The organism is Christiangramia forsetii KT0803, assembly GCF_000060345.1.
GTDB classification, from domain to species: Bacteria; Bacteroidota; Bacteroidia; order Flavobacteriales; family Flavobacteriaceae; genus Christiangramia; species Christiangramia forsetii.
Genome location: NC_008571.1, coordinates 2,220,078 through 2,245,087, shown reverse-complemented (window position 1 = coordinate 2,245,087; position 25,010 = coordinate 2,220,078). Strand labels below are relative to the sequence as shown.

20 protein-coding genes are annotated in these 25,010 nt (G+C 38.9%); 16 read left to right on the top strand and 4 right to left on the bottom strand.

The genetic code is table 11. The annotated features are described in order from the left end of the window. Window positions 1-894: 894 nt before the first annotated feature. The 15 genes from ilvD to argH all read left to right on the top strand — a co-directional run bounded on the left by ilvD (window position 895) and on the right by argH (window position 18,579). Complete coding sequence (ilvD, locus tag GFO_RS09940; RefSeq protein ID WP_011709981.1) at window positions 895-2,583, top strand: dihydroxy-acid dehydratase; 1,689 nt, start codon at window positions 895-897, stop codon at window positions 2,581-2,583. 11 nt (window positions 2,584-2,594) lie between these two features. Further along, window positions 2,595-4,328 carry a biosynthetic-type acetolactate synthase large subunit gene (ilvB, locus tag GFO_RS09935; RefSeq protein WP_011709980.1) on the top strand — a complete coding sequence of 578 codons (1,734 nt, stop codon included), beginning with the start codon at window positions 2,595-2,597 and terminating at the stop codon, window positions 4,326-4,328. After that, window positions 4,328-4,867, top strand: coding sequence for an acetolactate synthase small subunit (ilvN, locus tag GFO_RS09930; protein WP_011709979.1), 540 nt, complete (start codon window positions 4,328-4,330; stop codon window positions 4,865-4,867). Before ilvB ends, ilvN begins: the two co-directional genes overlap by 1 nt. Continuing rightward, complete coding sequence (ilvC, locus tag GFO_RS09925; RefSeq protein WP_011709978.1) at window positions 4,864-6,339, top strand: ketol-acid reductoisomerase; 1,476 nt, start codon at window positions 4,864-4,866, stop codon at window positions 6,337-6,339. The genes ilvN and ilvC overlap by 4 nt, the downstream gene beginning before the upstream one ends. Continuing rightward, window positions 6,339-7,613, top strand: coding sequence for a threonine ammonia-lyase IlvA (ilvA, locus tag GFO_RS09920; RefSeq protein WP_011709977.1), 1,275 nt, complete (start codon window positions 6,339-6,341; stop codon window positions 7,611-7,613). The genes ilvC and ilvA overlap by 1 nt, the downstream gene beginning before the upstream one ends. A gap of 335 nt (window positions 7,614-7,948) precedes the next feature. After that, window positions 7,949-8,578, top strand: a complete 630-nt coding sequence (locus GFO_RS09915) for a GNAT family N-acetyltransferase (protein WP_011709976.1) — start codon at window positions 7,949-7,951, stop codon at window positions 8,576-8,578. A 53-nt stretch (window positions 8,579-8,631) separates the two neighbouring features. Further along, window positions 8,632-9,819, top strand: a complete 1,188-nt coding sequence (locus GFO_RS09910) for an argininosuccinate synthase (RefSeq protein WP_011709975.1) — start codon at window positions 8,632-8,634, stop codon at window positions 9,817-9,819. Continuing rightward, the gene (gene argC / locus GFO_RS09905; protein ID WP_011709974.1) at window positions 9,816-10,781 is read left to right on the top strand and encodes an N-acetyl-gamma-glutamyl-phosphate reductase; all 966 of its coding nucleotides are present in this window, start codon (window positions 9,816-9,818) and stop codon (window positions 10,779-10,781) included. Before GFO_RS09910 ends, argC begins: the two co-directional genes overlap by 4 nt. A gap of 324 nt (window positions 10,782-11,105) precedes the next feature. Further along, on the top strand, window positions 11,106-11,900 hold the full coding sequence (gene proC, locus GFO_RS09900; RefSeq protein ID WP_011709973.1) for a pyrroline-5-carboxylate reductase: 795 nt from the start codon (window positions 11,106-11,108) through the stop codon (window positions 11,898-11,900). A gap of 2 nt (window positions 11,901-11,902) precedes the next feature. Next, window positions 11,903-13,027 (top strand): aspartate aminotransferase family protein, encoded by a 1,125-nt coding sequence (locus tag GFO_RS09895; RefSeq protein WP_011709972.1) that lies wholly within the window; start codon window positions 11,903-11,905, stop codon window positions 13,025-13,027. Between the two features lie 251 nt (window positions 13,028-13,278). Then, on the top strand, window positions 13,279-14,226 hold the full coding sequence (locus GFO_RS09890) for an N-acetylornithine carbamoyltransferase (RefSeq protein WP_011709971.1): 948 nt from the start codon (window positions 13,279-13,281) through the stop codon (window positions 14,224-14,226). A gap of 17 nt (window positions 14,227-14,243) precedes the next feature. Continuing rightward, window positions 14,244-14,930, top strand: coding sequence for an HPP family protein (locus GFO_RS09885; RefSeq protein WP_011709970.1), 687 nt, complete (start codon window positions 14,244-14,246; stop codon window positions 14,928-14,930). Window positions 14,931-14,939: 9 nt separating this feature from the next. Next, entirely contained in the window at window positions 14,940-15,719 is a 780-nt protein-coding gene (gene argB, locus GFO_RS09880; RefSeq protein WP_011709969.1) for an acetylglutamate kinase, read from the top strand. Then, on the top strand, window positions 15,719-16,786 hold the full coding sequence (locus GFO_RS09875) for a M20 family metallo-hydrolase (protein ID WP_041250337.1): 1,068 nt from the start codon (window positions 15,719-15,721) through the stop codon (window positions 16,784-16,786). Before argB ends, GFO_RS09875 begins: the two co-directional genes overlap by 1 nt. Before the next feature lie 503 nt (window positions 16,787-17,289). Then, on the top strand, window positions 17,290-18,579 hold the full coding sequence (gene argH / locus GFO_RS09870) for an argininosuccinate lyase (RefSeq protein WP_011709967.1): 1,290 nt from the start codon (window positions 17,290-17,292) through the stop codon (window positions 18,577-18,579). Window positions 18,580-19,013: 434 nt separating this feature from the next. Here argH and leuB read toward each other — a convergent pair whose 3' ends face one another. The 4 genes from leuB to GFO_RS09850 are packed head-to-tail and all read right to left on the bottom strand — an operon-like array spanning window position 19,014 to window position 23,313. Next, the gene (gene leuB / locus GFO_RS09865; RefSeq protein WP_011709966.1) at window positions 19,014-20,129 is read right to left on the bottom strand and encodes a 3-isopropylmalate dehydrogenase; all 1,116 of its coding nucleotides are present in this window, start codon (window positions 20,127-20,129) and stop codon (window positions 19,014-19,016) included. A 10-nt stretch (window positions 20,130-20,139) separates the two neighbouring features. After that, on the bottom strand, window positions 20,140-20,757 hold the full coding sequence (gene leuD / locus GFO_RS09860; RefSeq protein WP_011709965.1) for a 3-isopropylmalate dehydratase small subunit: 618 nt from the start codon (window positions 20,755-20,757) through the stop codon (window positions 20,140-20,142). After that, a complete protein-coding gene (gene leuC / locus GFO_RS09855; RefSeq protein WP_041250336.1) occupies window positions 20,757-22,139 on the bottom strand; it encodes a 3-isopropylmalate dehydratase large subunit in 1,383 nt (460 codons plus the stop codon). The genes leuD and leuC overlap by 1 nt, the downstream gene beginning before the upstream one ends. 1 nt (window position 22,140) lies before the next feature. Next, the gene (locus GFO_RS09850) at window positions 22,141-23,313 is read right to left on the bottom strand and encodes a 2-isopropylmalate synthase (protein ID WP_011709963.1); all 1,173 of its coding nucleotides are present in this window, start codon (window positions 23,311-23,313) and stop codon (window positions 22,141-22,143) included. Window positions 23,314-23,461: 148 nt separating this feature from the next. Here GFO_RS09850 and GFO_RS09845 point away from each other — a divergent pair, with 148 nt between their 5' ends. Continuing rightward, complete coding sequence (locus GFO_RS09845; RefSeq protein ID WP_011709962.1) at window positions 23,462-25,006, top strand: hypothetical protein; 1,545 nt, start codon at window positions 23,462-23,464, stop codon at window positions 25,004-25,006. The last annotated feature ends 4 nt before the right edge of the window (window positions 25,007-25,010 follow it).

Sequence of the window (25,010 nt, the reverse complement as noted above, 5' to 3'; positions counted from 1 at the left end):
CGCAGGAGGAATCCAATCTATAATATAACAAGCTGTCATCTCGACCAACGGGAGAGATCTATTCTAAGTTAGAATCATGTTTCAGAGATTTCTCACTTCACTGCGCTTCGTATCGAAATGACAACTCTCTAAAATTTGTTATTTGAGCCATTGTTATTGACTGAAATATGTAATAATATTTTATGCTATTAAATCTTTTCCCGCTTTGCTTGTCGAAGTGCGCTTTGTCATCCAACCAACTTGCGTGAAAAATCTAATCTTAATCTGTAATATTTCAGAGATTTCTCACTCCGCTGCGCTTCGTATCAAAATGACCTGTGCTTTTCATTCTGACGAAAGGAGGAATCTTTTTCTCCTTTGATCATAAGCTTTAATATAATCCTACCGTAAAGATACCAAAATACGAAATCTTATACATTTTATGTCACATTGAGCGCAGTCGAAATGCCTTTTGTCTATCCTTCGACTGCGCTCAGGATGACAAAATTTATCGCAGGTGTTGAACCGGACAAGCTTTCTAATATTTCAGAATTCATCCTACGTAATTCCTACCTCTCCCATCCGGTTATTAGATCATAAAAAAAAGTCCCGTTTAGATTCACAGAAAAACATAATTATCGAAAATTCACTAAATGGCTTTTTGAAATATGAAAATCCTATTGAATCCGTAGAATTCTACATTTAAAAGAAAAACGACCCTCTCTGAAATACCATTATTAAATAATTGATATCTGGCTGACTATTCTCTCAAAAAATTTCAGCTATCGTAATTAAAAATTATATAAAATACTGAATATCAACCACTTAAACTGTAAATAATAAAGTTGAAAGTAATCTAACTATCTATTCCTATTACGTACTGCTGCCCCAAGACATTAATTTTAATAATTAGTTATGGATAAAACAGCAATGAACAACAAATATAGTAGTACAATAACACAAAGTGATTCTCAACCTGCCTCACAGGCGATGCTTCACGCTATAGGATTAAATAAAGAAGATCTCAAAAAACCTTTTGTGGGAATTGGGAGTACCGGTTACGAAGGGAATCCCTGTAATATGCACCTTAATGACCTTGCTAAAGAGGTGAAAAAAGGAACTCAGAATGCCGATTTAAACGGACTTATTTTCAATACAATAGGCGTTAGTGATGGGATTTCCATGGGAACGCCGGGAATGCGATTCTCACTGCCTTCCAGAGATCTAATCGCAGATTCTATGGAAACTGTTGTAGGAGGAATGTCTTACGATGGCCTGGTTACTGTAGTGGGTTGCGATAAGAATATGCCCGGTGCCTTAATGGCTATGTTGAGACTGAACAGGCCTTCTGTGCTGGTGTATGGCGGAACGATCGCTTCCGGTTGCCATAATGGTAAAAAACTGGATGTGGTGTCTGCATTTGAAGCCTGGGGCTCAAAAGTTTCAGGGGATATGCAGGAAGAAGAATATCAGCAGGTAATTGAAAAAGCCTGTCCGGGGGCAGGAGCCTGTGGAGGGATGTATACTGCAAATACAATGGCCTCCTCTATCGAAGCTTTAGGGATGAGTCTGCCGTTCAACAGTTCCAATCCTGCAACCGGACCTGAGAAAACTCAGGAAAGTGTAAAAGCAGGGGAGGCGATGAAATATTTGCTGGAGAATGATCTAAAACCAAAAGATATAGTGACCGCAAAATCACTGGAGAATGCAATTCGACTATTAACGGTGCTTGGTGGTTCTACCAATGCCGTACTTCATTTTCTTGCGATAGCAAAAGCTGCAGAGATCAATTTTGGATTAAAAGATTTTACAAGAATATGTGAGGAAACGCCTTTCCTGGCAGATTTGAAGCCTAGCGGGAAATACCTGATGGAAGATATTCACAGGATTGGAGGAATCCCGGCTGTGATGAAATATATGCTTGAAAAAGGACTGCTTCATGGCGAATGTATGACAGTTACCGGAAAAACGATTGCCGAAAATCTTGAAAATGTAAAGCCATTACCTGACGATCAGGATGTAATTCACCCTGTCGAAAAACCTATCAAAGCTACCGGACACATCAGAATTTTATACGGAAATCTGGCTTCTGAAGGCTCCGTTGCCAAAATAACGGGAAAAGAAGGATTGGAATTTCAAGGAAAAGCAAGAGTGTTTAATGGTGAATTTGAAGCTAACGAAGGGATTTCTTCGGGCAAGGTTCAAAAAGGGGATGTGGTCGTCATTCGCTATGAGGGTCCTAAAGGAGGACCTGGAATGCCAGAAATGCTGAAACCAACTTCGGCCATTATGGGCGCCGGACTAGGGAAAAGTGTAGCCCTTATCACCGACGGAAGGTTCTCGGGAGGAACTCATGGCTTTGTGGTGGGACACATTACTCCTGAGGCTCAGCAAGGCGGACTCATTGGTCTGTTGAAGGATGGTGACGAGATAAGTATTAATGCCGAGAAAAATACTATTGAGGCACATCTTTCAGCAGAAGAAATAAATAGAAGAAAAGAAGCCTGGAAAGCTCCCGCTTTAAAGGTGAACGGAGGAGTACTCTATAAATACGCAAAAACGGTAGCATCAGCTTCAGAAGGCTGCGTAACAGATGAATTTTAATACGGTGAATTATGCAGGTTAAAACAGCAAGTTTCGAGAAAATAAGCACAAAGGAAACCACCACGGTTTCTGGAGCCGAAGCAGTGATCAAATGTTTGCTTGAGGAAGGTGTAGAGACTATTTACGGTTATCCCGGAGGGGCGATTATGCCTGTCTATGATGAACTGTACAAATATCAGAAAGAAATTCACCACGTCCTTACCAGGCATGAACAGGGAGCTACACATGCAGCACAGGGTTACGCCAGGGTTTCAGGGAAAGTGGGTGTTGCGATTGCAACCTCCGGACCGGGAGCCACCAATCTGGTTACGGGAATTGCCGATGCGCAAATAGATTCTACGCCAATGGTATGTATCACCGGGCAGGTGGGATCTCATTTGTTAGGGAGCGATGCCTTCCAGGAAACCGATATTGTTGGTATTTCCACACCTATTACAAAATGGAACTATCAGGTTACAAAAGCAGAGGAAATTCCTGAAGTGATCGCCAAGGCATTTTATATTGCAAAATCCGGGAGACCGGGTCCTGTTCTGGTAGATATTACTAAAGATGCGCAGTTTGCCTCTCTTGAATTCAGTTATAAGAAATGTTCGGGAATTAGGAGCTATAAACCCTATCCTGATTTGAATCTTTTGGAAGTAGAACGAGCTGCAGAGGTGATCAATAATGCCAAAAAACCTATGATCGTTTGGGGTCAGGGAGTGATCCTTGGCGGGGCTGAAGAGCTTTTAAAAGCGGTTGTTGAAAAAGCTGGAATTCCGGCAGCCTGGACGATATTAGGACTTTCCGCATTGCCCACAGACCATCCGTTGAATGTTGGAATGGTAGGAATGCATGGGAACTACGGCCCTAATATGCTGACGAACGAATGTGATGTTTTGATCGCCATCGGGATGCGTTTTGATGATAGGGTTACTGGAAATTTAGAGAAATACGCAAAACAGGCAAAAGTGATCCATTTTGAAATTGATCCAGCCGAAATAAATAAAAACGTAAAGGCAGATTATCCTGTTTTAGGAGATGTAAAAGAAAGCCTGAAAGCATTGCTTGAACTTTTAGAGCAGAATTCTCATAAGGAGTGGCATCAAAAGTTCAAAGACCTGTATAAAACTGAATTTGAAAAGGTCATTAAAGGAAATCTTGATGTCAACAAGAAAGACCTGGGCATGGCTGAGGTAATTCAGCAGATCAATAATCAATCTAATGGAGATGCCATAATCGTTTCAGATGTTGGTCAGCATCAAATGTCAGCCTGTCGTTATTCTAAATTCAATAGCACGCGAAGCAATGTCACTTCCGGGGGATTGGGAACCATGGGCTTCGCCTTGCCAGCAGCTATCGGGGCCAAAATGGCCAAACCGGAAAGCGAGGTTGTGGCAGTGATAGGGGACGGTGGTTATCAAATGACCATTCAGGAATTAGGAACTATTTTTCAGACTAAAGTTCCGGTGAAAATCGTCCTTTTAAATAATGGTTTCCTGGGAATGGTAAGACAGTGGCAGCAGATGTTTTTTGATAAACGCTATGCTTCAACCACCATGGTAAACCCGGACTTTATAACCATTGCCAAAGGTTATCATATTCAGGCTAAACAGGTTACCGAAAGAAGTCAGTTAAAGGATGCAGTTGAGGAAATGATGGAAAGCGACGAAGCTTATTTCCTGGAAGTGAAAGTTGAACAGGAAGAAAATGTATTCCCAATGATCCCAACGGGAGCTGCAGTTTCAGATATATTATTAGAGTAATGGAAAAGAAAAATTATACAGTTTCAATTTATACCGAGAATAATCTTGGATTACTTTCCAGGATTGCAGCTATATTTTTGAAAAGACATATCAATATTGAAAGTATTACTGCTTCACCAAGTGAGGTGAATGAAGTAATGCGGTTTATTATTGTTGTTAATGTAACTGAAGAGCAGATCAAAAAGATCGTAGGCCAGATAGAAAAACAGATAGAAGTGATCAAAGCTTTTTATCATACAGATGTGGAAACTATATATCAGGAGACCGCACTTTATAAAATCAAATCTGAAGATTTTCTGGACGATCATAATATTCAGGATTTTATAAAAGAAACGAATGCACGAATCGTAACTGTGACCAAGAAATTCTTTGTAATAGAAAAAACAGGAAAACGGAGCGAGGTAGATGCGCTTTACGAAAAACTCAAACCTTACGGATTAATGCAATTTGTAAGATCGGGAACCATAGCGGTAACCAAAAACGAAATGCCAATATCAGGAATACTAGAAAAATTTAATACCACAAATTCATTATCATGACCAACTATTTTAACAGCCTTTCTTTACGTGATCAATTAGCTCAGCTTGGAACCTGCAGGTTTATGGAGCTGGATGAATTCAGCAACGAGGTGGCTGTCCTAAAAGATAAAAAAATTGTGATCGTAGGCTGTGGAGCCCAGGGTCTTAATCAGGGGCTCAATATGCGCGATAGCGGACTCGATATCTCATATGCGTTAAGGGAAGGAGCGATTAAAGAAAAGCGACAGTCCTGGAAAAATGCTACGGAAAATAATTTTAACGTAGGAACTTATGAGGAGCTTATTCCAAAGGCTGATCTTGTTATCAATCTTACGCCAGATAAACAACATACTTCGGTGATCAAGGCGATTCAACCTCATATCAAAAAAGATGCGGTACTTTCTTACTCTCATGGTTTCAACATTGTGGAAGAAGGAACGAAGATACGTGAAGATATAACGGTAATTATGGTCGCGCCAAAATGTCCCGGAACTGAGGTGAGGGAAGAATATAAAAGAGGTTTTGGAGTGCCGACTCTTATCGCGGTTCATCCGGAAAATGATCCTCATGGAATTGGCCTGGATTGGGCAAAAGCTTATGCGTATGCTACAGGTGGTCACAGGGCCGGAGTACTGGAATCTTCTTTTGTTGCTGAAGTAAAATCTGACCTAATGGGGGAACAAACAATGCTTTGTGGAGTTCTTCAAACAGGATCGATCTTAACTTTCGATAAAATGGTTGCAGATGGTGTGGAGCCAAATTATGCTGCAAAACTTATCCAGTATGGATGGGAAACAATTACTGAAGCCCTGAAACATGGTGGAATAACCAATATGATGGACAGGCTTTCAAATCCTGCAAAGCTTAGAGCGAATGAAATTGCTGAAGAACTTAAAGAGAAAATGCGTCCGCTTTTTCAGAAACATATGGATGATATAATTTCAGGAGAATTCAGCAGTCGAATGATGCGTGACTGGGCAAATGATGATAAAGAATTACTCACCTGGCGTGCCGAAACAGAGAATACCGCTTTTGAAAAAACTGAAGCCACTTCAGAAGAGATCAAAGAGCAGGAATATTTTGATAAAGGTGTGCTGATGGTGGCCTTTGTAAGGGCAGGTGTAGAGCTGGCCTTTGAAACGATGGTGGAAGCCGGGATAATTGAAGAATCGGCTTATTATGAATCACTTCATGAAACTCCGCTTATAGCCAATACCATTGCCAGAAAGAAATTATACGAGATGAATCGTGTGATTTCAGATACTGCTGAATACGGTTGTTATTTATTTGATCATGCTGCAAAACCATTGGTGAAAGATTATGTAAACTCACTTGAACCGGAAGTTGCCGGGAAGAAATTTGGAACAGATTGTAATGGTGTGGATAACCAGAAATTGATACACGTGAATGATGATCTTAGAAGTCATCCGGTTGAAAAAGTTGGAGCGAGATTAAGAACTGCAATGACCGCAATGAAGAAAATATACGCATAATGGATACGCTGCTGGAAAAGGATAAAATATATAAACCCACTGTAGAAGCAGTTAAACAAGCTGCTGAAAGAATTTCGAAAGTTGTTTTAAAAACTCCTTTGGCCGAATCTTTTACCTATAGTAATCGCTTTCAGGCAAACGTTATGCTTAAAAGAGAGGACCTCCAGCAGGTAAGGTCGTATAAAATTCGAGGGGCATATAATAAGATTTCCAGTTTGCCACCAGAACAACTCAAAAAAGGGGTTATTTGCGCCAGTGCCGGTAACCACGCCCAGGGAGTGGCTTTTGCCTGCAATAAACTAAAGGTAAAAGGGGTGATTTATATGCCTGGTACCACGCCAAAGCAAAAGGTAGAACAAACGGAGATGTTTGGTGGAGAGTGGGTTGAGGTAGTTCTTAAAGGAGATACTTACGATGATTCTTTTAAGAGTGCCATGAAGCAAATGCATGAACAGGGGATGGTCTTTATCCATCCTTTTGATGACGAGAAAGTGATAGAAGGACAGGCGACTATCGCTCTGGAAATTCTGGAGCAGGCTGCCACACCTGTAGATTATATTTTTGCACCCCTGGGTGGTGGCGGATTGCTAGCTGGTATTTCTTCAATGTTTAAAAAACTCTCACCAAATACGAAAATCATCGGGATAGAACCTGAGGGCGCTCCTTCCATGAAAACTTCTTTAAAAGAGGGTAGAGTGGTGGAGTTAGATAGCATTGAAAGGTTTGTTGATGGCGCTTCAGTTCAAAAAGTCGGGGCTCGTAATTTTGCTATTTGTAGAGAAAATCTGGATGAAATGATCACGGTGCCTGAAGGCAAGATCTGCCAGACCATTCTGGATCTTTATAACCAGGATGCGATCGTAGTGGAACCGGCTGGAGCAATGTCTATTTGCGCCTTAGACTTCTATGCTGAAGAGATCAAAGGAAAAAATGTAGTGTGCATCGTAAGCGGAAGTAATAACGATATAACAAGGACTGCTGAAATAAAAGAAAGAGCGCTGCTTTATGCAGGATTGAAACATTATTTTATAATCACTTTTCCACAAAGAGCAGGCGCTTTAAAAGAATTTGTGGCTAAAGTTTTGGGTCCGAATGATGATATCACCCATTTTGAATATTCCAAGAAGCACCATAGAGAAAATGGTCCGGCAGTAGTTGGGATCGAATTAAAAGATCCAAATGATTTTAATCCGCTGGTAGAGCGAATGAAAAAGAAAAACTTTTACGGAGAATATTTAAATGATAATCCAAACTTATTTCAATTTTTAATCTAGTAAACGCTTGTAAATTAAAAAATTATGTACATTTGGAATATGTTTTCGATAAAACAAATAATATTACCCCGTTTCAATTTTAGGCCCCGCCGCTTCTAGGCAGTGACCCAGAAACCCTTTTCCTTTTAATATTATTTGATTTTCCCATTTTGAATTACTTAAATAGCATAGCATATAAAATTATTATCAGAACCTCTTCTGATATCGCTCCTATGCGCCGCCGTTTCCCCCGTCGCACGTAAGTGTGTCTATATATCTATAGAACTTAGGTGAGTCCGGTTCTGCTCTCGAAAACCCAAATCAAAATAATTTAATTCAACATAAATTTTTAGCAGATGAAAATTCTCATTGCTAACAAATCTCATGCTTTTTATGCAGAGATTATTTGTAACACTATAGAAGAATCGGCTAAAGTCCGTGGGACAGGTATTGCCCGAAGAACTCCTGAATATATCATTGATAAGATGGAGAAAGGAAATGCTGTGATCGCTCTGGAAGGCGAGAAATTCGCCGGTTTCTGTTATATAGAAACCTGGAGTCATGAAAAATATGTGGCAAATTCCGGACTTATAGTGCATCCTGATTATAGAAATCATGGGCTTGCTAAAGAAATTAAAGAAGTGATTTTTGAACATTCCAGAACTAAATATCCGGGCTCGAAAATCTTTGGTATCACTACCGGTTTAGCCGTGATGAAGATCAATTATGAATTGGGTTATCAACCGGTGACTTTTTCAGAACTGACCGATGACGAAACATTCTGGAAGGGTTGTCAGGGCTGTAAGAATTATGATATTCTTACCAGGACTGAACGTAAAATGTGCCTTTGTACAGGTATGTTGTACGATCCCGATAAGAAGAAAGAAACTAAAAAGGAGAGAAAGCCAAAAAGTAGTTTTAATGACAAGGCTTTTAAAAGGTTAAAACACATTAAGCAAACGCTTTTTTATAAAAAGGAAAAGTGACCACTGAGTAAAAATAAAAGTTATTAGTGCATTCGTGGCAAAAAAATATAAAAATGAAAAAAGTAGTTATAGCATATAGCGGAGGATTGGACACCTCCTATTGCGCAAAATATTTATCTGAAGAAGAGAAATTTGAAGTTCATGCGGTCAGTGTAAACACCGGAGGATTTTCAGAAGAAGAAATTAAAAATATCGGTGAAAATGCAAAAAAGATCGGAGCAACCAGTTATAAGAATATCGATGCGGTCACTTCTTTTTATCAGAAGGTAGTGAAATACCTGATCTTCGGAAATGTGCTGAAAAATGATACCTATCCATTATCGGTTAGTGCAGAAAGGATTATCCAGGCGATAGAGATCGTGAATTATGCTAAAAAGATTGGAGCAGGTTATATAGCTCACGGGAGTACCGGTGCAGGAAATGACCAGGTGAGATTTGACATGATTTTCCAGATCATCGCACCTGAAATTGAAATAATAACTCCAATTAGGGATAAGCAACTCACCAGACAGGAAGAAATTGAATATCTTAAAAGTAAAGGTGTGCAGATGAATTGGGACAAGGCGAAATATTCAGTAAATAAAGGACTTTGGGGCACCAGCGTTGGGGGAGCCGAAACACTGACTTCAGAAAAAGCATTGCCGGAAGAAGCTTATCCTTCTCAGCTAAAAGATAAAGAACCTAAGCAGCTCAAATTAAGTTTTACTAAAGGAGAACTTACCGCGATTGAGGGAAAAGAAAATGCTCCAGAAAAAAATATAGAAATTTTTGAAAATATTGCTTCAAAATATGCCATTGGAAGGGATATTCACGTAGGGGATACCATTATAGGAATTAAAGGTAGGGTTGGATTTGAAGCTGCGGCCGCCTTGATCACCATTAAAGCACACCATCTTCTTGAAAAGCATACGCTAAGTAAATGGCAGCTGCAGCATAAGGATTATACTTCTACCTGGTACGGGATGCATTTGCACGAAGGCCTTTATCTGGACCCTGTAATGCGTGATTTTGAAGCTCAGTTACAGAGTTCACAAGACAAAGTGACCGGGGATGTATTTGTAACACTTAAACCTTATCATTTCTCATTGGATGGAATTAGTTCTCCAAATGATTTGATGAACAGCAACTTCGGAAATTATGGAGAGGAGAACAAAGCCTGGACCGCAGATGATGCGAAAGGATTTATCAAAATACTTTCCAACTCAGGAAAGATCTATCAACATGTAAATCAGGATTCATGATAGAAGCAGGAATTATAGGAGGCGCAGGGTATACCGCCGGAGAATTGATCAGGATCTTGTTACATCACCCGGAAGTAAACCTGAATTTTGTTTACAGTACTTCTCAACTTGGGAAATCGCTGTATAGTATTCACCAGGATCTTATTGGAGATACTGAAATTGAGTTTACCAGTAAGATCAACAAAGAAGCGGATGTTGTTTTTCTTTGTCTGGGACATGGGAATTCGAAAAGGTTCCTTTCGGAAAATAAGTTTTCAGAAAAGACGAAAATTGTAGATCTCAGCACCGATTTCAGGATGAAAGCTAATGATCATTCCTTTGTTTACGGAATGCCAGAACTGAACCAGGAAGAGATCAAAAATGCAAATTTTATCGCAAATCCTGGTTGTTTTGCCACCGCGATCACTTTCGCGGTTCTTCCTTTGGCTAAAAATGGATTGTTGAATGATGATGTTCATGTAAATGCGGTTACCGGGGCAACCGGGGCAGGAACTTCACTTTCAGCAACCACACATTTTACCTGGAGGGATAACAATTTTTCAGCCTATAAATCTTTTGAGCATCAGCATTTACAGGAAATTGGTCAGAGTTTTAAGCAACTGCAATCAGATCATACATCAGAAATCAATTTTATTCCAAATAGGGGAAATTTCTCCAGAGGGATCCATGCTACCGCTTATACCAAATTTTCGGGAGAACTTGAGGATGCAAAAAAGCTTTATAGCGAATTCTATAAGGATGCGGCATTTACTTTTTTAACCGACGAAGAATTGCATTTGAAACAGGTGGTAAATACCAATAAATGTTTGTTGAGGTTACAGAAGTTCGGTAACAAATTATTGATCACTAGCGTGATCGACAATTTACTGAAAGGCGCCTCGGGGCAGGCCGTACAGAACATGAATTTGATGTTCGGGCTGGAAGAGAAAATGGGCTTGAATTTAAAAGCGGGTTATTTTTAAGAGTGAAAAGTGAAGAGTGAGGAGTGAAAAGTAAAAAGAGGAAAGTGAAGAGTGAAAAAAAATGAAGAAAAATTCATTCTAGAGGGTCTCTGCGAGCGAAACGCAGTGTAGCGAAGTAGTCTCAGGTTGAGTAGTTTCAATCATGAGATTGCGTCGCTCCGTTTACACTTCGCTCGCAATGATATTTTAATAATTGAAAAGTAAAGTTAACAAGTCTCTGCGAAGGAGTGCAGCGACTGAAGCAGTCTCAAAATTAAGAGTTTCAATAAGGATGTTGCCGTGCCTGCTTAATGCAGGTTTGCAATGATATACAAAAATTGAATTATGAAAATAGCAATTATCGGTGCCGGAAATTTGGGAATTTCCATTGCGAAGGGATTAATCTTTAGCAATGCTTTTACCACCCTTTATCTGAGCAAGAGAAAAGTTGAGGATATTCAGGATTATTCCGAATATTCAAAGGTAACGGTAACTTCAGATAATCTGGAAGCTGTAAGAAATTCAGATATTTTGATCTTTGCAGTTCAACCCACTCAATTTGAGAAGATCCTTAAGGAAATTAAAGGAGAATTGACCGATAAGCATGTTTTGATCTCTACAGTAACCGGATTTAAAATTCCGAGGATGGAAAGTATTGTGGGGGAAGAGCATTTTATTATCAGATCTATGCCCAATACCGCGATTGCTGTAGGTAAATCAATGACCTGTTTATGCAGCAATGAAATTGGGCAAAAAAGGATCGCTATTGCTGAAGCTATTTTTAACCGACTTGGAAACAGTATCATTATTCCTGAAAATAAAATGCAGGCAGCAACGGTGATTTGTGCCAGTGGAGTAGCATTCTGGATGCGTTTGATACGTGCCACTACTCAGGGAGCAGTTCAACTAGGTTTTGATGCGAAGGACGCTCAGGAGCTCTCTATGCAAACCTGTCTGGGTGCGGCGAGTCTCTTAATTGAATCTGGCAAACATCCCGAAGAAGAAATTGATAAAGTGACCACACCTCGAGGATGTACTATTGAAGGACTGAATGAGATGGAACATAACGGACTCAGTTCTTCGCTTATCAAAGGAATTCAGGCCTCATTCAAAAAAATTAATAATATCTCAGATCAGTAAATATGGAATTATTTGACGTTTATCCACTCTACGATATCACGCCGGTAAAAGGAGAAGGCTGTTATGTTTTTGACCAGGCGGGGAAGAAATATCTTGATCTTTACGGTGGTCATGCTGTTATTTCAGTTGGTCATTCTCATCCGGAATATGTGAAATCGATACAGGATCAGGTCAGTAAACTGGCCTTTTATTCAAATTCAATTAAAAACCCATTACAGCAAGTTCTGGCAGATAAACTTGAAAAAGTTTCCGGGGTAAAGGATTATAGCCTTTTTCTATGCAGTTCCGGCGCCGAAGCGAATGAAAATGCCTTAAAAGTGGCTTCTTTTGAAACCGGAAAAGAGAGAGTTATTTATTTTGAAAATGCTTTCCACGGAAGGACTTCCGGAGTGGTTTCTATCACAGACAATGAGAATATCAAAGCACCATTTAATCTGAATCATAATGTTAAAAAACTAGCTTTTAATGACGCGGAATCCTTAAAAAGTGAAATTGAAAAAGGCGATGTAGCTGCAGTTATTTTTGAAGTGATCCAGGGAGTTGGCGGACTTGATGAAGCAGATTCAGAGTTTTACAAAAAGGCAGCTGATCTGTGTCAGAAAAACCAGGTCATGTTGATTGCTGATGAAGTTCAATCGGGTTATGGAAGAACCGGTGATTTCTTTGCTTTTCAGAAACACGGAATTAGGCCCGATATAATTTCTATGGCTAAAGGAATGGGTAACGGGTTTCCTATCGGCGGAATTTTGATCGATAATAAAATTCAGGCGAAATACGGAATGCTGGGAACTACTTTTGGCGGGAATCACCTTGCCTGTGCTGCAGGAATTTCAGTATTGGATATTATAACTAAGGAAAATTTGATGCAGAATGCTTCAGAAGTTTCTGAATTTGTAAAAGCTGAAGCTGCAAAAATTCCGCAGATCAAAAAGATAAAGGGTAGAGGATTAATGATCGGGCTGGAGTTTGATTTTGAAATTGCCGCTTTACGAAAAGAACTTTTGTTTGAACATCAGATCTTTACGGGAGCTTCTTCAAATAAAAAACTCCTTCGTATTCTTCCGCCATTGAATATTAGAACAGAACATTTCGAGGTCTTTTTTGATAGTTTGAAATCTGTTCTGTAAAACAATTAGGGAATGTCACATTGAGCGCAGTCGAAATGCTCTGGGCTTCGACTGCGCTCAGCCTGACAAAAAAGTAAATATAAGAATAACTATATCACATTATCAGAGATACACAACCTTAAAACTAGGGGTAATGTTTTGGGAAAATAATAAATGAATGTCACATTGAGTATTTCGACTTTGCTTAATACAGGCTAAATTCAAAATGCCTTGAAGCTTCGACTGCGCTCAGCCTGACAAAAAGTAAAAATATGAAGAACTACATCACCTTATCAGATATAGATAATCTGGAAAATCTAATTTCCGAAGCAAGAAGTCTGAAATCTAAAAATACAGTTCCCGATCTGGGAAAAGGAAAAACCCTTGGGATGCTTTTTTTTAATTCCAGTCTGCGTACCAGGTTAAGTACAGAAAAAGCGGCAAAACTATTGGGAATGGAGGTAATGACGATGAATGTAGATAAGGATGGCTGGACCCTTGAGTTCGAGGATGGGGCGGTGATGAATTCAGATAAGGCAGAGCATATAAAAGAAGCTGCTGCGGTGCTTTCTCAATATTGCGATATCATCGCGGTTAGAGCTTTTCCCGGATTAAAGAATAAAGAAAAAGACGAATCTGAACAGGTGCTGAATAGTTTTAAGAAATATGCATCCGTTCCGGTTATTAATCTGGAGAGCGCGACGGGACACCCGTTGCAGGCATTGACCGATGCAATTACTATTCAGGAATTAAAGAAGAAAGATAAACCGAAAATAGTTTTAAGCTGGGCTCCACATCCAAAGGCTTTACCACAATCTGTTCCGAATTCTTTTACTGAAATGATGCAGAAGTTGGATGTGGAATTTGTGATCACGAATCCCGAAGGTTATGATTTAAATCCGGAGATCAGGAAAGAAACACGGGTGGAGCATGACCAGGAAAAAGCTTTTGAAAATGCAGATTTTATCTACGTGAAAAACTGGAGCAGTTATGAGAATTACGGTCAGGTTTTGAATGTTGAAAAAAACTGGACGGTGAATCAGAAGAAATTGGAACCGTCTAACAATGCAAAAGTGATGCATTGCCTACCAGTTAGACGAAATATGGTTATTGCTGATGATGTTTTGGATTCTGAAAATTCAATCGTTATTCATCAGGCTAATAATCGAACATTTGCGGCACAAGCGGTATTGAAGCAATTGTTAAAAGATGAAGATTAATAATAGAAAGGTATCTAGTGGGAAAGTTTGTTGCACAAAAAAGAGTTGGGAGAAGAATAGGTAGGAATATTAGAATCTCCAGATATGTAATTTATAAGGAAACCTTAATAGACTTTGAAGAGCAAGCCTGGTCTTTTTTTGGAGCACTTTTCGGAATAGGTCTAATAGCTTTTGTCCAGTCACAATCTCTTTTCAGAATAGAAAATGTTCTTTTAATTGGTTCTTTTGGTGCTTCAAGCGTATTAGTTTTTGGAGCTATCCAGAGTCCACTGGCCCAACCACGAAATTTAATTGGTGGGCAGATTTTATCAGCGTTTATCGGGGTTTGTGTCTTTAAACTTATACCGAATATTATTTGGTTAACAGCTCCTTTGGCTGTTGCTGCCTCTATTGTCCTTATGCAGGTGACAAAAACATTGCATCCTCCTGGTGGTGCTACCGCATTAATTGCCGTAATAGGCACGCCCAATATTAAAGCTCTGGGATTTACTTATGTATTATCTCCTGTATTAACCGGAACACTTATATTATTTATAACTGCCTTAATTTTCAATAATCTGACTTCTAATCGAAAATATCCTACGAATTCGAGACTTACGAGGGTTTTTAAAAGTGCCAGATTGAGAATAGGTAAAAGTCCTAATAGTACTCACAGGGAATTAAAAAAAAAGTGTAGAAAACCAGAATCTTTAAAAATTCATTAAAAAGGAAATATGGGGAATAAGATACTTAAGGTTGTAAAAATAGGAGGAAAACTCATTGAAAATCCTGTCTTTCTGAATTCATTTTTAGAAGATTTCGTGGAAATGAGGGGCCCAAAGATCCTTGTTCACGGAGGCGGAAACAAAGCAACCGCAGTTGCCGGTAAACTTGGCTTTGAAACGAAAATGATCGATGGAAGAAGGATCACCGATAAAGATTCTATGGAGGTGATCACCATGGTTTATGGCGGACTTATAAATAAAAGTATCGTTGCAAAACTTCAGTCTAAAAAGCAAAATGCGATTGGCCTTTGCGGGGCAGATGGGAATGTTCTGATCTCGAAAAGGAGAGAGGTAAAAGAGATTGATTATGGCTTTGTAGGTGATATAGAAAAGGTGAATTCAGGTTTTATAGAGTCAATACTCAATCAAAATATGATACCTGTTTTTTCAGCAATATCATGTACCGAAGATGGAGTGTTATTAAATACGAACGGCGACTCGGTAGCTTCGGAAATTGCCATTGCCATGAGCAAATCATTCGAAACTCAGTTATATTATTGCTCAGAGAAAAAAGGGGTTTTAACCGATATGGAAAATGATCGTTCTGTGATTTCTGAATTAAATTCAACGTATTATAAGGAATTGGTGGAAACCAAAGTCATTAAAGACGGAATGCTGCCCAAACTACATAATTGCTTTGAGGCGATAAACAAAGGAGTTGCCACGGTTTTCCTGGGTGATTCAGAATTATTAAAAAAGAATGCTATTCATACCAAAATTGTAAAATGATGCAATTAGAGAAACTTCAGCAAGAAGCCATAGAATTACTTAAAAACCTGATTAAGACTCAGTCATTTTCGGGGGAAGAAGACAAGACTGCAGAACTGCTTGAAATTTGGTTTAAAAAGCATGAAATTCCTTATCAGCGCTATTTAAATAATGTGTGGGCAGTAAACAAAAATAACGACAAAGCTAAGCCAACATTATTACTTAATTCCCATCATGATACGGTAAAACCAAATTCGGCTTACACGAGAGATCCTTTTAAGGCAGAAATTGAAGATGGAAAATTATTTGGTTTAGGCAGTAATGATGCAGGAGGTTGCCTGGTGTCCCTGTTGGCGACTTTTACTTATTTATATTCGGAAGAAAACCTGAACCATAATATTCTTTTTGCAGGAACTGCGGAAGAGGAGATCAATGGAAAAAATGGGATTGCAGCCCTTCTTTCCAAGATACCTGAAATTGATGTAGCTATAGTAGGAGAACCCACATTGATGAATCTGGCTGTTGCTGAAAAAGGCTTAGTGGTTTTTGATGCCGTGGTAAAAGGAACTCCTTCGCATGCAGCCCACCCGAATTCAGATAATTCTATCTATAAGACGGCAAAGGTGTTGGAATGGTTTGAAAACTTTAAATTGGATAAAGTTTCAGAAAACCTGGGAGAAGTTAAAGTGACGGTCACTCAGATTCAAGCTGGCAGTCAGCATAATGTAGTGCCTGCGAGGGTTCACCTGGTAATAGACGTTCGGGTAAATGATAAGTATAGCAATGAGGAAATTGAGCAGATCTTAAAAGAAAAAGCTCCGGTAGATGAGATCAATGCGAGAAGTTTAAGGCTGAATTCATCATCAATTCCACTAGATCATGAATTGGTAAAAGCGGGAATTGACCTGAAAATGGAAACCTATGGTTCTCCAACTCTGAGTGATCAGGCGATGCTGAGCTGTTCATCTTTAAAATTAGGTCCGGGTGACTCTACCAGATCTCATTCGGCAGATGAGTTTATTTATGTAAAGGAGATTGAAGAAGGAATTGAAAAATATATAAGATTGCTGGAAAAGGCGCTAAAATAAACATTGCCACGGATGCACTAATAAATTTTTATGCGTGCATTAGTGGCAACATAAATGCACTTCGACAGGCTCAGTGCGACAGAGTTTATACTAAATAAGCTTGAAAATGGTCATTTCGAACGAAGAGAGAAATCTGAGATTCCTCAGTCGTCATCTCCTTCGGAATGACAATGAATGAAATAACAGTTTGATAATTGGATAGTTTATCGGAATAAGATTTTAATAAAATAGCCCGGATGCACTAATAAATGAGTATTCGTGCATTAGTGGCAAAGAATTTAAAAGCACTTCGACAGGCTCAGTGCGACAAAAATAAAAAGTACGTCAAGCTGAACTTGATTCAGCTTCTTTAGAGATCCTGGAACATACCGATAGTTATCGGGAAAGGATGACGAAATTGTATAGATAAGAATTAATTAATAGTTGTTATTTTCAACCGTAGTGAGAAATCTAAGATTCCTCAGCCGTAAATTCCTTCGGAATGACAAACAAAATAGAAAAATATGAAACTCTGGGATAAAGGTATTTCAATAGACAAACAGATAGAAAAGTTCACCGTTGGAAATGACCGTGAGTTGGATATGCATCTGGCTGAGTACGATATCCAGGCATCTAAAGCACATGCAAAAATGCTTGGAAAAGTCGGAATATTGGAAAAGGATGAGGTTGAAACAATTTTGACGGAATTAGAGGTTTTGAAGAAACAACTTGAAAATGGACTATTTCATATTGAAGAGGATTTCGAGGATGTTCATTCCAAGATAGAATTTGAACTGACTAAGAAACTTGGAGATACCGGAAAGAAGATCCATACGGCACGTTCGAGAAATGATCAGGTTTTGGTAGCTCAGCAATTGTATTTCAAAGAGAACCTACAGCAAATTTCAGAAAAGGCCAAAGAACTTATTGAGGTACTTTTAGGTCTGGCTGATGAACATAAAGAAAAACTGCTTCCCGGTTATACGCATCTTCAGGTAGCCATGCCATCTTCCTTCGGATTATGGTTTTCAGCTTACGCCGAACTGCTTATAGATGACCTTTACCTTTTGGAAGCGGGCTTAAAGATCGTGGATCAGAATCCGCTCGGTTCGGCAGCTGGTTATGGTTCCTCATTTCCGATAGACAGAGAATTCACAACTAGAGAATTAGGTTTTTCAACTCAGAAATTCAATGTGGTCGCTGCCCAGATGAGCAGGGGGAAGTGTGAGAGAACAGTTACTTCCAATATCGCTTCTCTGGCGAATACGCTTTCAAGATTGGCGATGGATATCTGTTTGTATATGAGTCAGAATTTTGATTTTATTACTTTTCCCGATGAACTGACTACGGGATCGAGTATTATGCCCCACAAGAAAAATCCCGATGTTTTTGAGCTGGTGAGAGGAAAATGTAATAAACTTCAGGCTATTGCCAATGAAATGATATTAATCACCAACAATTTACCTAGTGGTTACCACAGGGATTTTCAGCTAATTAAAGAGAATAGTATCTATTCGGTGGAAAATATGAAAGAAATACTGGATGTTTTCACTCATTCCATTGCGCAGATCAAAGTGAAGAATGTTGATCTGAAAGATGAAAAATATAAATATTTGTTTACTGTAGATAGCATCAATGAACTGGTGATCAATGGAAAGTCGTTCAGGGATGCTTATAAAATAATCGGGGAGCAGGTCCAGGATGGATCTTATAAAGCTACGGAAGGAATGCAGCATTCGCATTCCGGGAGCAAGGATAACCTGTCTTTAGAGAAAATCAGGGAGAAGAAGGAGGAGATTAATTTGAAAATTTGATAATTCGAAAATTCCAATTATCATTCCGACGATAGTAGGAATCCCATTGTCCAGGCTGAGATTCTTCACTTTGCTATCGCTTCGTTCTGAATGCCATACGATTGTCATTCCGACGAAAGGAGGAATCTTTTGTTAATGCGGAGATTCTTCGCTTCACTGCGTTTCGCTCTGAATGCCACATGATTCTCATATCGATGGATAAAGGAGTCTTTTATTAATTCAGAAATTCTTCATTCCGCTACCGCTGTGTTCTGAATGACACAAGATTGTCATTCCGACGAAAGGAGGAATCTCTTTGAAACTGGAAACATTCTTTACTCCGCTACCGCTGCGTTCTGAATGACGAGGCGGTTTCAACTATTTTTATAAAAAGCAAACCTCCTGAAGATAAAATCTTGCAGGAGGCAGCTCTCTAAACAAACATGAACTAATCTTTATATTATTGTCATCTGGCCAAGGTTGAGGTTTTCATTATTAATAATATGACCTTCAGTATCGCTGATCACACTTTCGAGAAAATCCCCAACTCTTTCGGTAGAGTAATGATTATCGGAGTTGAGATCATTAGTACAAACATTTAATTTGATACTTAATTCAACTGCCATCCTTACCGTTTCTGCTTCTTTCTTAAGGTTTAGATGATCCAGTAACATTGCTGCAGAAAGCACTGAGGCCAGAGGATTGGCAATTCCTTTCCCGGTAGCTTGTGGATATGATCCGTGGATTGGTTCGAACATCGCATTATCGGCTCCAATAGATGCAGATTCGAGCAAACCAATACTTCCGCCAATTACGCTGGCTTCATCAGAAATGATATCGCCAAACATATTTTCTGTAAGTATAACATCAAACTGTTTTGGATTTACGATCATTTGCATGGCGGCGTTATCCACAAATAAATAATCGACTTTTACTCCCGGGTAATCTTTTGCAATTTCAGTAACCGTTTTTCGCCAGAGACGAGAAGTTTCCAGAACATTCGCTTTATCTACAAGGGTTAATTTTTTCCTTCTCTTTTCAGCAGCTTTAAATGCCAGATGCGCAATACGTTCAATTTCTTCTACCGAGTAGGTACAAAGATCTGAGGCGCTTTTTCCATCTTCAGCAGTACTTTTTTCCCCGAAATAAATCCCACCAGTTAATTCCCGGTAAATTACCATGTCTGCACCTTCAATATTTTCAGATTTTAAAGGTGATTTATGAATGAGGTTTTCATATACTTTAACCGGCCTGATATTGGCAAAAAGGCCTAATTCTTTTCGTAGTTTCAGAAGCCCCTGTTCCGGTCTCACTTTTGCCGAAGGATCATTATCATACTTTGGATCTCCAATTGCCCCGAATAGCACAGCGTCAGATTTTTTACATAGTTCGAGTGTGGATTCAGGCAATGGATCCCCCAATAAATCTATTGCGACTGCACCCACTTCAGCTTCTTCAAAATTGAACTCATGATCAAATCTATCTGCAACGGCCTTCAGCACTTTAACTGACTGCTGCGTTATCTCAGGACCAATCCCGTCTCCGGGAAGTACGGCTATATTAAATTTCATTTTTTTCGGTTTAAATAGTTTCTTGCGGAACGTTCTCTTTTCCACGTCTTTTCTGTTCAAATTTTTTAATGGCTTCCAGTTTGCTTGTTAAAAAGTCTATATCGTCATAACCATTAATTAGGCAGGTTTTTTTATAGGAATCAATGTCGAAACTTTCAGATTCTCCAGAACTTTCAATTTTGATCTTTTGTGCTTCCAGATCGATACTGATCTTTTCATTTTGGTCTTTTTCTATGGCAACAAATAACTTAGTAAGAAATTCAGGGCATACCTGTACTGGTAGCAAACCATTGTTCAAAGCATTTCCTTTGAATATATCTGCAAAATAGCTGGATACCACCGCTTTAAATCCGTAAGCTTTTATTGCCCAGGCAGCATGTTCCCGGCTGGAACCACAACCAAAGTTATTTCCTGCCAAAAGTATGGAGCCGGAATATTTATCCTGATTCAATACGAAATCTTCAATAGGGTCACCATTTTTATCAAAGCGCCAGTCACGAAAAAGATTTTCGCCGAAACCTTCTTTGTCTGTTGCTTTTAGAAAACGAGCCGGGATGATCTGGTCTGTATCCACATTTTCTGCATCCAACGGTACCACAGTATCTTTAAGGGTTATAAACTTTTCCATTAGTTCAAGTTTTGTGTGTAGTCTGAAATTTTTCCTGAAATAGCAGTAGCTGCGGCAGTCAGAGGGCTTGCCAGAATAGTTCTGGAACCAGGTCCCTGTCTTCCTTCAAAATTTCTATTACTGGTGGAGACACAATATTCACCTTCAGGTATCTTATCATCATTCATAGCCAGACAAGCTGAACATCCCGGCTGTCTTAAAGTGAATCCCGCTTCTTCAAAAACCTTATCTAAACCTTCATCCTTTATTTGTTTTGCAACCTGCTGACTACCGGGAACAATTAAAGCATTCACATTTTCGGCTTTTTTCTTTCCTTTAATATAAGAGGCAGCCACTCTAAAATCTTCAATTCTGGAGTTCGTACAGCTTCCAATAAAAATATAATTAATGGGTTTTTCCAGTAAAATCTCTCCAGGTTTAAAATTCATATAAGCCAGCGCTTTTGCATCGCTCTTATTTCCTTCCACTGGAATAGCTCCTGTAAGTTTTATCCCCATTCCCGGATTGGTTCCGTAGGTGATCATAGGTTCTATATCTTCAGCTTCAAAAGAATACTCCTGATCAAATTCAGCACCTTTATCGGTTTTTAAAGTTTCCCAATAGACCTTCATTTTTTTAAATTCTGAACCTTTGGGAGCAAATTCCCGATCCTCCACATAATCAATCGTGGTTTGGTCTGGTGCTATGAGTCCGCCCCGGGCGCCCATTTCAATACTCATGTTACAAACCGTCATTCGACCTTCCATAGACATTTCTTCAAAAACATTTCCTGCATATTCGCAGAAATAACCTGTTCCTGAATTGGTTCCCAGTTTACTGATGATATACAGAATTACATCTTTTGGTAATACTCCATTTTTCAGTTTTCCATTTACATTTACTCTAAGTTTCTTAGGTTTTTCAACTAAAAGACACTGACTGGCGAATACCTGGGTAACCTGGCTGGTTCCTATTCCGAAAGCAATAGTTCCAAAAGCGCCATGAGTAGAGGTGTGGCTATCCCCGCACACAATGGTCATTCCCGGTTGAGTGATCCCAAGTTCCGGGGCCATCACGTGAACGATCCCGTTATAAGGATGCCCCAAACCATAAAGAGTAATATTGTTTTCTTCACAATTTTGGCTCAGTTCCTTCAGTTGTTTTCTGGATAATAGGTCCTTAACCGGAAGATGTTGATCCTGGGTAGGCGTATTATGATCGGCCGTGGCCACGATCTGTTCCGGACGAAAAACCGGAACATTTCTCTCCTTTAATTCATTAAAGGCCTGCGGGCTGGTCACTTCATGTATCAAATGTTTATCGATATATAAAATGTCTGGTCCGTTAGGGATGCTTTCTACCACATGGGAGTCCCATATTTTATCAAAAAGTGTTTTCTTCATGTTATGCAATCGCTCTGGAATTTCTTCTATAAAGTTCCATGATAATATGAATATCATTATCAGCAACTTCTTTCTTTTCGTCAGCAAAATTTAAAAATTCGCTATACACAATATCTAATTCCAGTTTAGTTAAATTATAACCCATTTTTTTCGCTTTATAAGCTAAAGCCGCTCTACCACTACGGGCAGTTAAAACAATAGCCGACTCGGTTACCCCGACATCGGCTGGATCTATAATTTCGTATGTTTCTCTATTCTTGATGACGCCATCCTGGTGGATGCCTGAACTATGCGCAAAGGCATTGGCACCGACGATCGCCTTATTTGGCTGGACGAACATTCCCATTTCCCTGGAGACCATTAAACTGGTATCATATAACAACTGAGGATTAATATCTGTATTCAACTGCAAATATGGATGCTGTTTTAAGATCATGACGACTTCCTCTAAAGCGGTATTTCCAGCACGTTCCCCAATTCCATTAATAGTACATTCAATCTGTCTTGCGCCATTTGTAATACCGGCAATCGCATTTGCGGTAGCAAGACCAAGGTCGTTATGACAGTGACAGGAAATAATTACATTTTCGATCCCCACCACATTCTCTTTTAAATATTTTATCTTTTTTCCATATTCCTCCGGAAGACAATAGCCTGTAGTATCCGGAATATTAAGCACCGTAGCACCATTTTTTACCGCTTCAGTACAAACTTTAGCTAAAAATTCATTCTCTGTTCTTCCGGCATCTTCCGCATAAAACTCAACATCGTCTACAAAAGTCTTTGCGTAGGCAACAGCTTCTCCAGCCCTTTCGATAATTTCAGGCCTGCTGGATTTGAATTTATATTTTATGTGAGAATCAGAAGTTCCTATTCCCGTATGGATTCTCGGCTTCCTGGCATATTTCAATGCATCGGCAGCTACTTTGATGTCGTTTTTAACGGCACGTGTTAATCCACAAACGCTGGCATTCTTAACCAGTTTAGAAATCTCGGTTACCGATTTAAAATCGCCGGGACTTGATACTGGAAAACCAGCTTCAATCACATCAACACCCAGCTCATCCAGTCGTGCAGCTATTTTTAATTTTTGTTCTGTATTCAGTTTGCAGCCGGGAACTTGTTCTCCGTCCCTCAATGTAGTGTCAAAAATTTCTACCTTTTCAGTACGCATATGAGATTTATTTTACTTTATCTTTATCTAAAGTATTGGAATCATAATGCTTTGATGCTCTATTAATAAATGGTGTTACGATACTAAAAGCTGATAATTAACCTTGCAAAGCCTTTGTTTGCAGTGTCTTATAAAATATTCATTTACAATGACCAATGACTTAACCGAAAACTTGTTTTCTTTAATAAAATCTTTATCGGCCTCAGAAAAGAGACAGTTTTCTCTTTATGTTGGAAGGGTTGGGGTGAATTCAGATTCTAAATTTCTGAATTTATATAAAGTCATGTTGCGTCAGAAAAAGTATGATGAAGCTGAAATTCTTAAGAGTACAAAAATCACCAAGCTTCAACTTTCTAATGTAAAAACGCATCTTTATAAACAGCTTTTAATATCTCTTCGGCTAAATCCTGCCCATCAGAGTATTCCTGTTCAAATAAGGGAACAGGTAGATTTTGCTTATATCCTTTATCATAAAGGATTATATCAACAGAGCCTGAAATTACTGGATAAGGTGAAAACCCTGGCACTTAATTATGAAGAAAAGAATCTCACCTATGAAATATTAGAGCTGGAAAAGATCATTGAGTCACAATATATCACCAGGAGTATGAGTAACAGGGCAGATATATTAATTAAGGAAACAGAAGAAATTAGCAAACTGAACACGTTGTGGGGCCAGTTGTCTAATTTGTCGTTAGAACTGTATTCAATTTTTTTAAAAAAAGGATATTGTAAAAGTCAGGAAGAGGCTGATGAGATTAAGGCTTACTTCAAAAAGAAATTACCAAATTATCATTATAAAGAATTAGGTTTCAGGGAGCGTCTTTGGCTCTATAAGGTGCATTTGTGGTATAGCTTTTTGACCCAGGATTTTCTCGGGTGTTATCGATATTCCATGAAATGGAAGGATCTTTTTATTGAATATAAACGTTTGATTCCCATCCACCCGGTATCTTATCTAAAAGGAAGTCATTATTTGTTAGAGTCTTTGTTCTATTTAAATCATACAGAACTTTTTGAACAAACCTTAAAACAGCTGGAAGATTCATTACGAGATCCTAAAATCCCTCATAATGATAATATTTCGGCACTCTCTTTTTTATATGTTTATTCGAATAAACTCAACCTTAGGTTTATGAAAGGGGAGTTCAGCAATTCAGAAGAACTTATAAATAAGATCATAGAAAAAATTGCAAAATTCCAGGACAGGCTGGATGCTCACCATATTATGGTTTTCTATTATAAAATTGCGTGTTTATATTTTGGGGATGGAAACCATAAAAAATGTATTGAATTCCTGAAAAAGATCATTAATAATAAATCGCTGGAAATGCGCCAGGATTTGATGTGTTTCGCCAGGATATTAAATTTAGTAGCACATTATGAAGCAGGCCTGGATTACCATTTAGACAGGCTGGTGAAATCTACCTACAAGTTCCTTATCAAGATGGACGATATGCATGGAGTACAAATAGCCATGATTAAATTCCTGAGAAAGTTACCTGATGTTTCTCCATTAGATATTAAAGATGAATTTAAAAAGCTACATGGCACTTTAAAGAAATTTGAAGATCACCCGTATGAAAGAAGAGCTTTTCTCTATCTGGATATTATCTCGTGGCTTGAAAGCAATATAGAGAACAGACCGGTGAAAGATATTATTATGGAAAAGAGTCAGGAATACTCAAGATAAAATT

Bases quoted from the DNA above. Each gene is read 5' to 3' on its own strand.
- leuD (WP_011709965.1), bottom strand. From the start codon at position 20,757: ATGGAAAAGTTTATAACCCTTAAAGATACTGTGGTACCGTTGGATGCA.
- GFO_RS09910 (WP_011709975.1), top strand. From the start codon at position 8,632: ATGAAAAAAGTAGTTATAGCATATAGCGGAGGATTGGACACCTCCTAT.
- argC (WP_011709974.1), top strand. From the start codon at position 9,816: ATGATAGAAGCAGGAATTATAGGAGGCGCAGGGTATACCGCCGGAGAA.
- ilvN (WP_011709979.1), top strand. From the start codon at position 4,328: ATGGAAAAGAAAAATTATACAGTTTCAATTTATACCGAGAATAATCTT.
- leuC (WP_041250336.1), bottom strand. From the start codon at position 22,139: ATGAAGAAAACACTTTTTGATAAAATATGGGACTCCCATGTGGTAGAA.
- GFO_RS09845 (WP_011709962.1), top strand. From the start codon at position 23,462: ATGACCAATGACTTAACCGAAAACTTGTTTTCTTTAATAAAATCTTTA.
- GFO_RS09890 (WP_011709971.1), top strand. From the start codon at position 13,279: ATGAAGAACTACATCACCTTATCAGATATAGATAATCTGGAAAATCTA.
- GFO_RS09915 (WP_011709976.1), top strand. From the start codon at position 7,949: ATGAAAATTCTCATTGCTAACAAATCTCATGCTTTTTATGCAGAGATT.
- ilvD (WP_011709981.1), top strand. From the start codon at position 895: ATGGATAAAACAGCAATGAACAACAAATATAGTAGTACAATAACACAA.
- leuB (WP_011709966.1), bottom strand. From the start codon at position 20,129: ATGAAATTTAATATAGCCGTACTTCCCGGAGACGGGATTGGTCCTGAG.
- proC (WP_011709973.1), top strand. From the start codon at position 11,106: ATGAAAATAGCAATTATCGGTGCCGGAAATTTGGGAATTTCCATTGCG.
- argH (WP_011709967.1), top strand. From the start codon at position 17,290: ATGAAACTCTGGGATAAAGGTATTTCAATAGACAAACAGATAGAAAAG.
- ilvC (WP_011709978.1), top strand. From the start codon at position 4,864: ATGACCAACTATTTTAACAGCCTTTCTTTACGTGATCAATTAGCTCAG.
- GFO_RS09895 (WP_011709972.1), top strand. From the start codon at position 11,903: ATGGAATTATTTGACGTTTATCCACTCTACGATATCACGCCGGTAAAA.
- ilvA (WP_011709977.1), top strand. From the start codon at position 6,339: ATGGATACGCTGCTGGAAAAGGATAAAATATATAAACCCACTGTAGAA.
- GFO_RS09875 (WP_041250337.1), top strand. From the start codon at position 15,719: ATGCAATTAGAGAAACTTCAGCAAGAAGCCATAGAATTACTTAAAAAC.
- argB (WP_011709969.1), top strand. From the start codon at position 14,940: ATGGGGAATAAGATACTTAAGGTTGTAAAAATAGGAGGAAAACTCATT.
- GFO_RS09850 (WP_011709963.1), bottom strand. From the start codon at position 23,313: ATGCGTACTGAAAAGGTAGAAATTTTTGACACTACATTGAGGGACGGA.
- ilvB (WP_011709980.1), top strand. From the start codon at position 2,595: ATGCAGGTTAAAACAGCAAGTTTCGAGAAAATAAGCACAAAGGAAACC.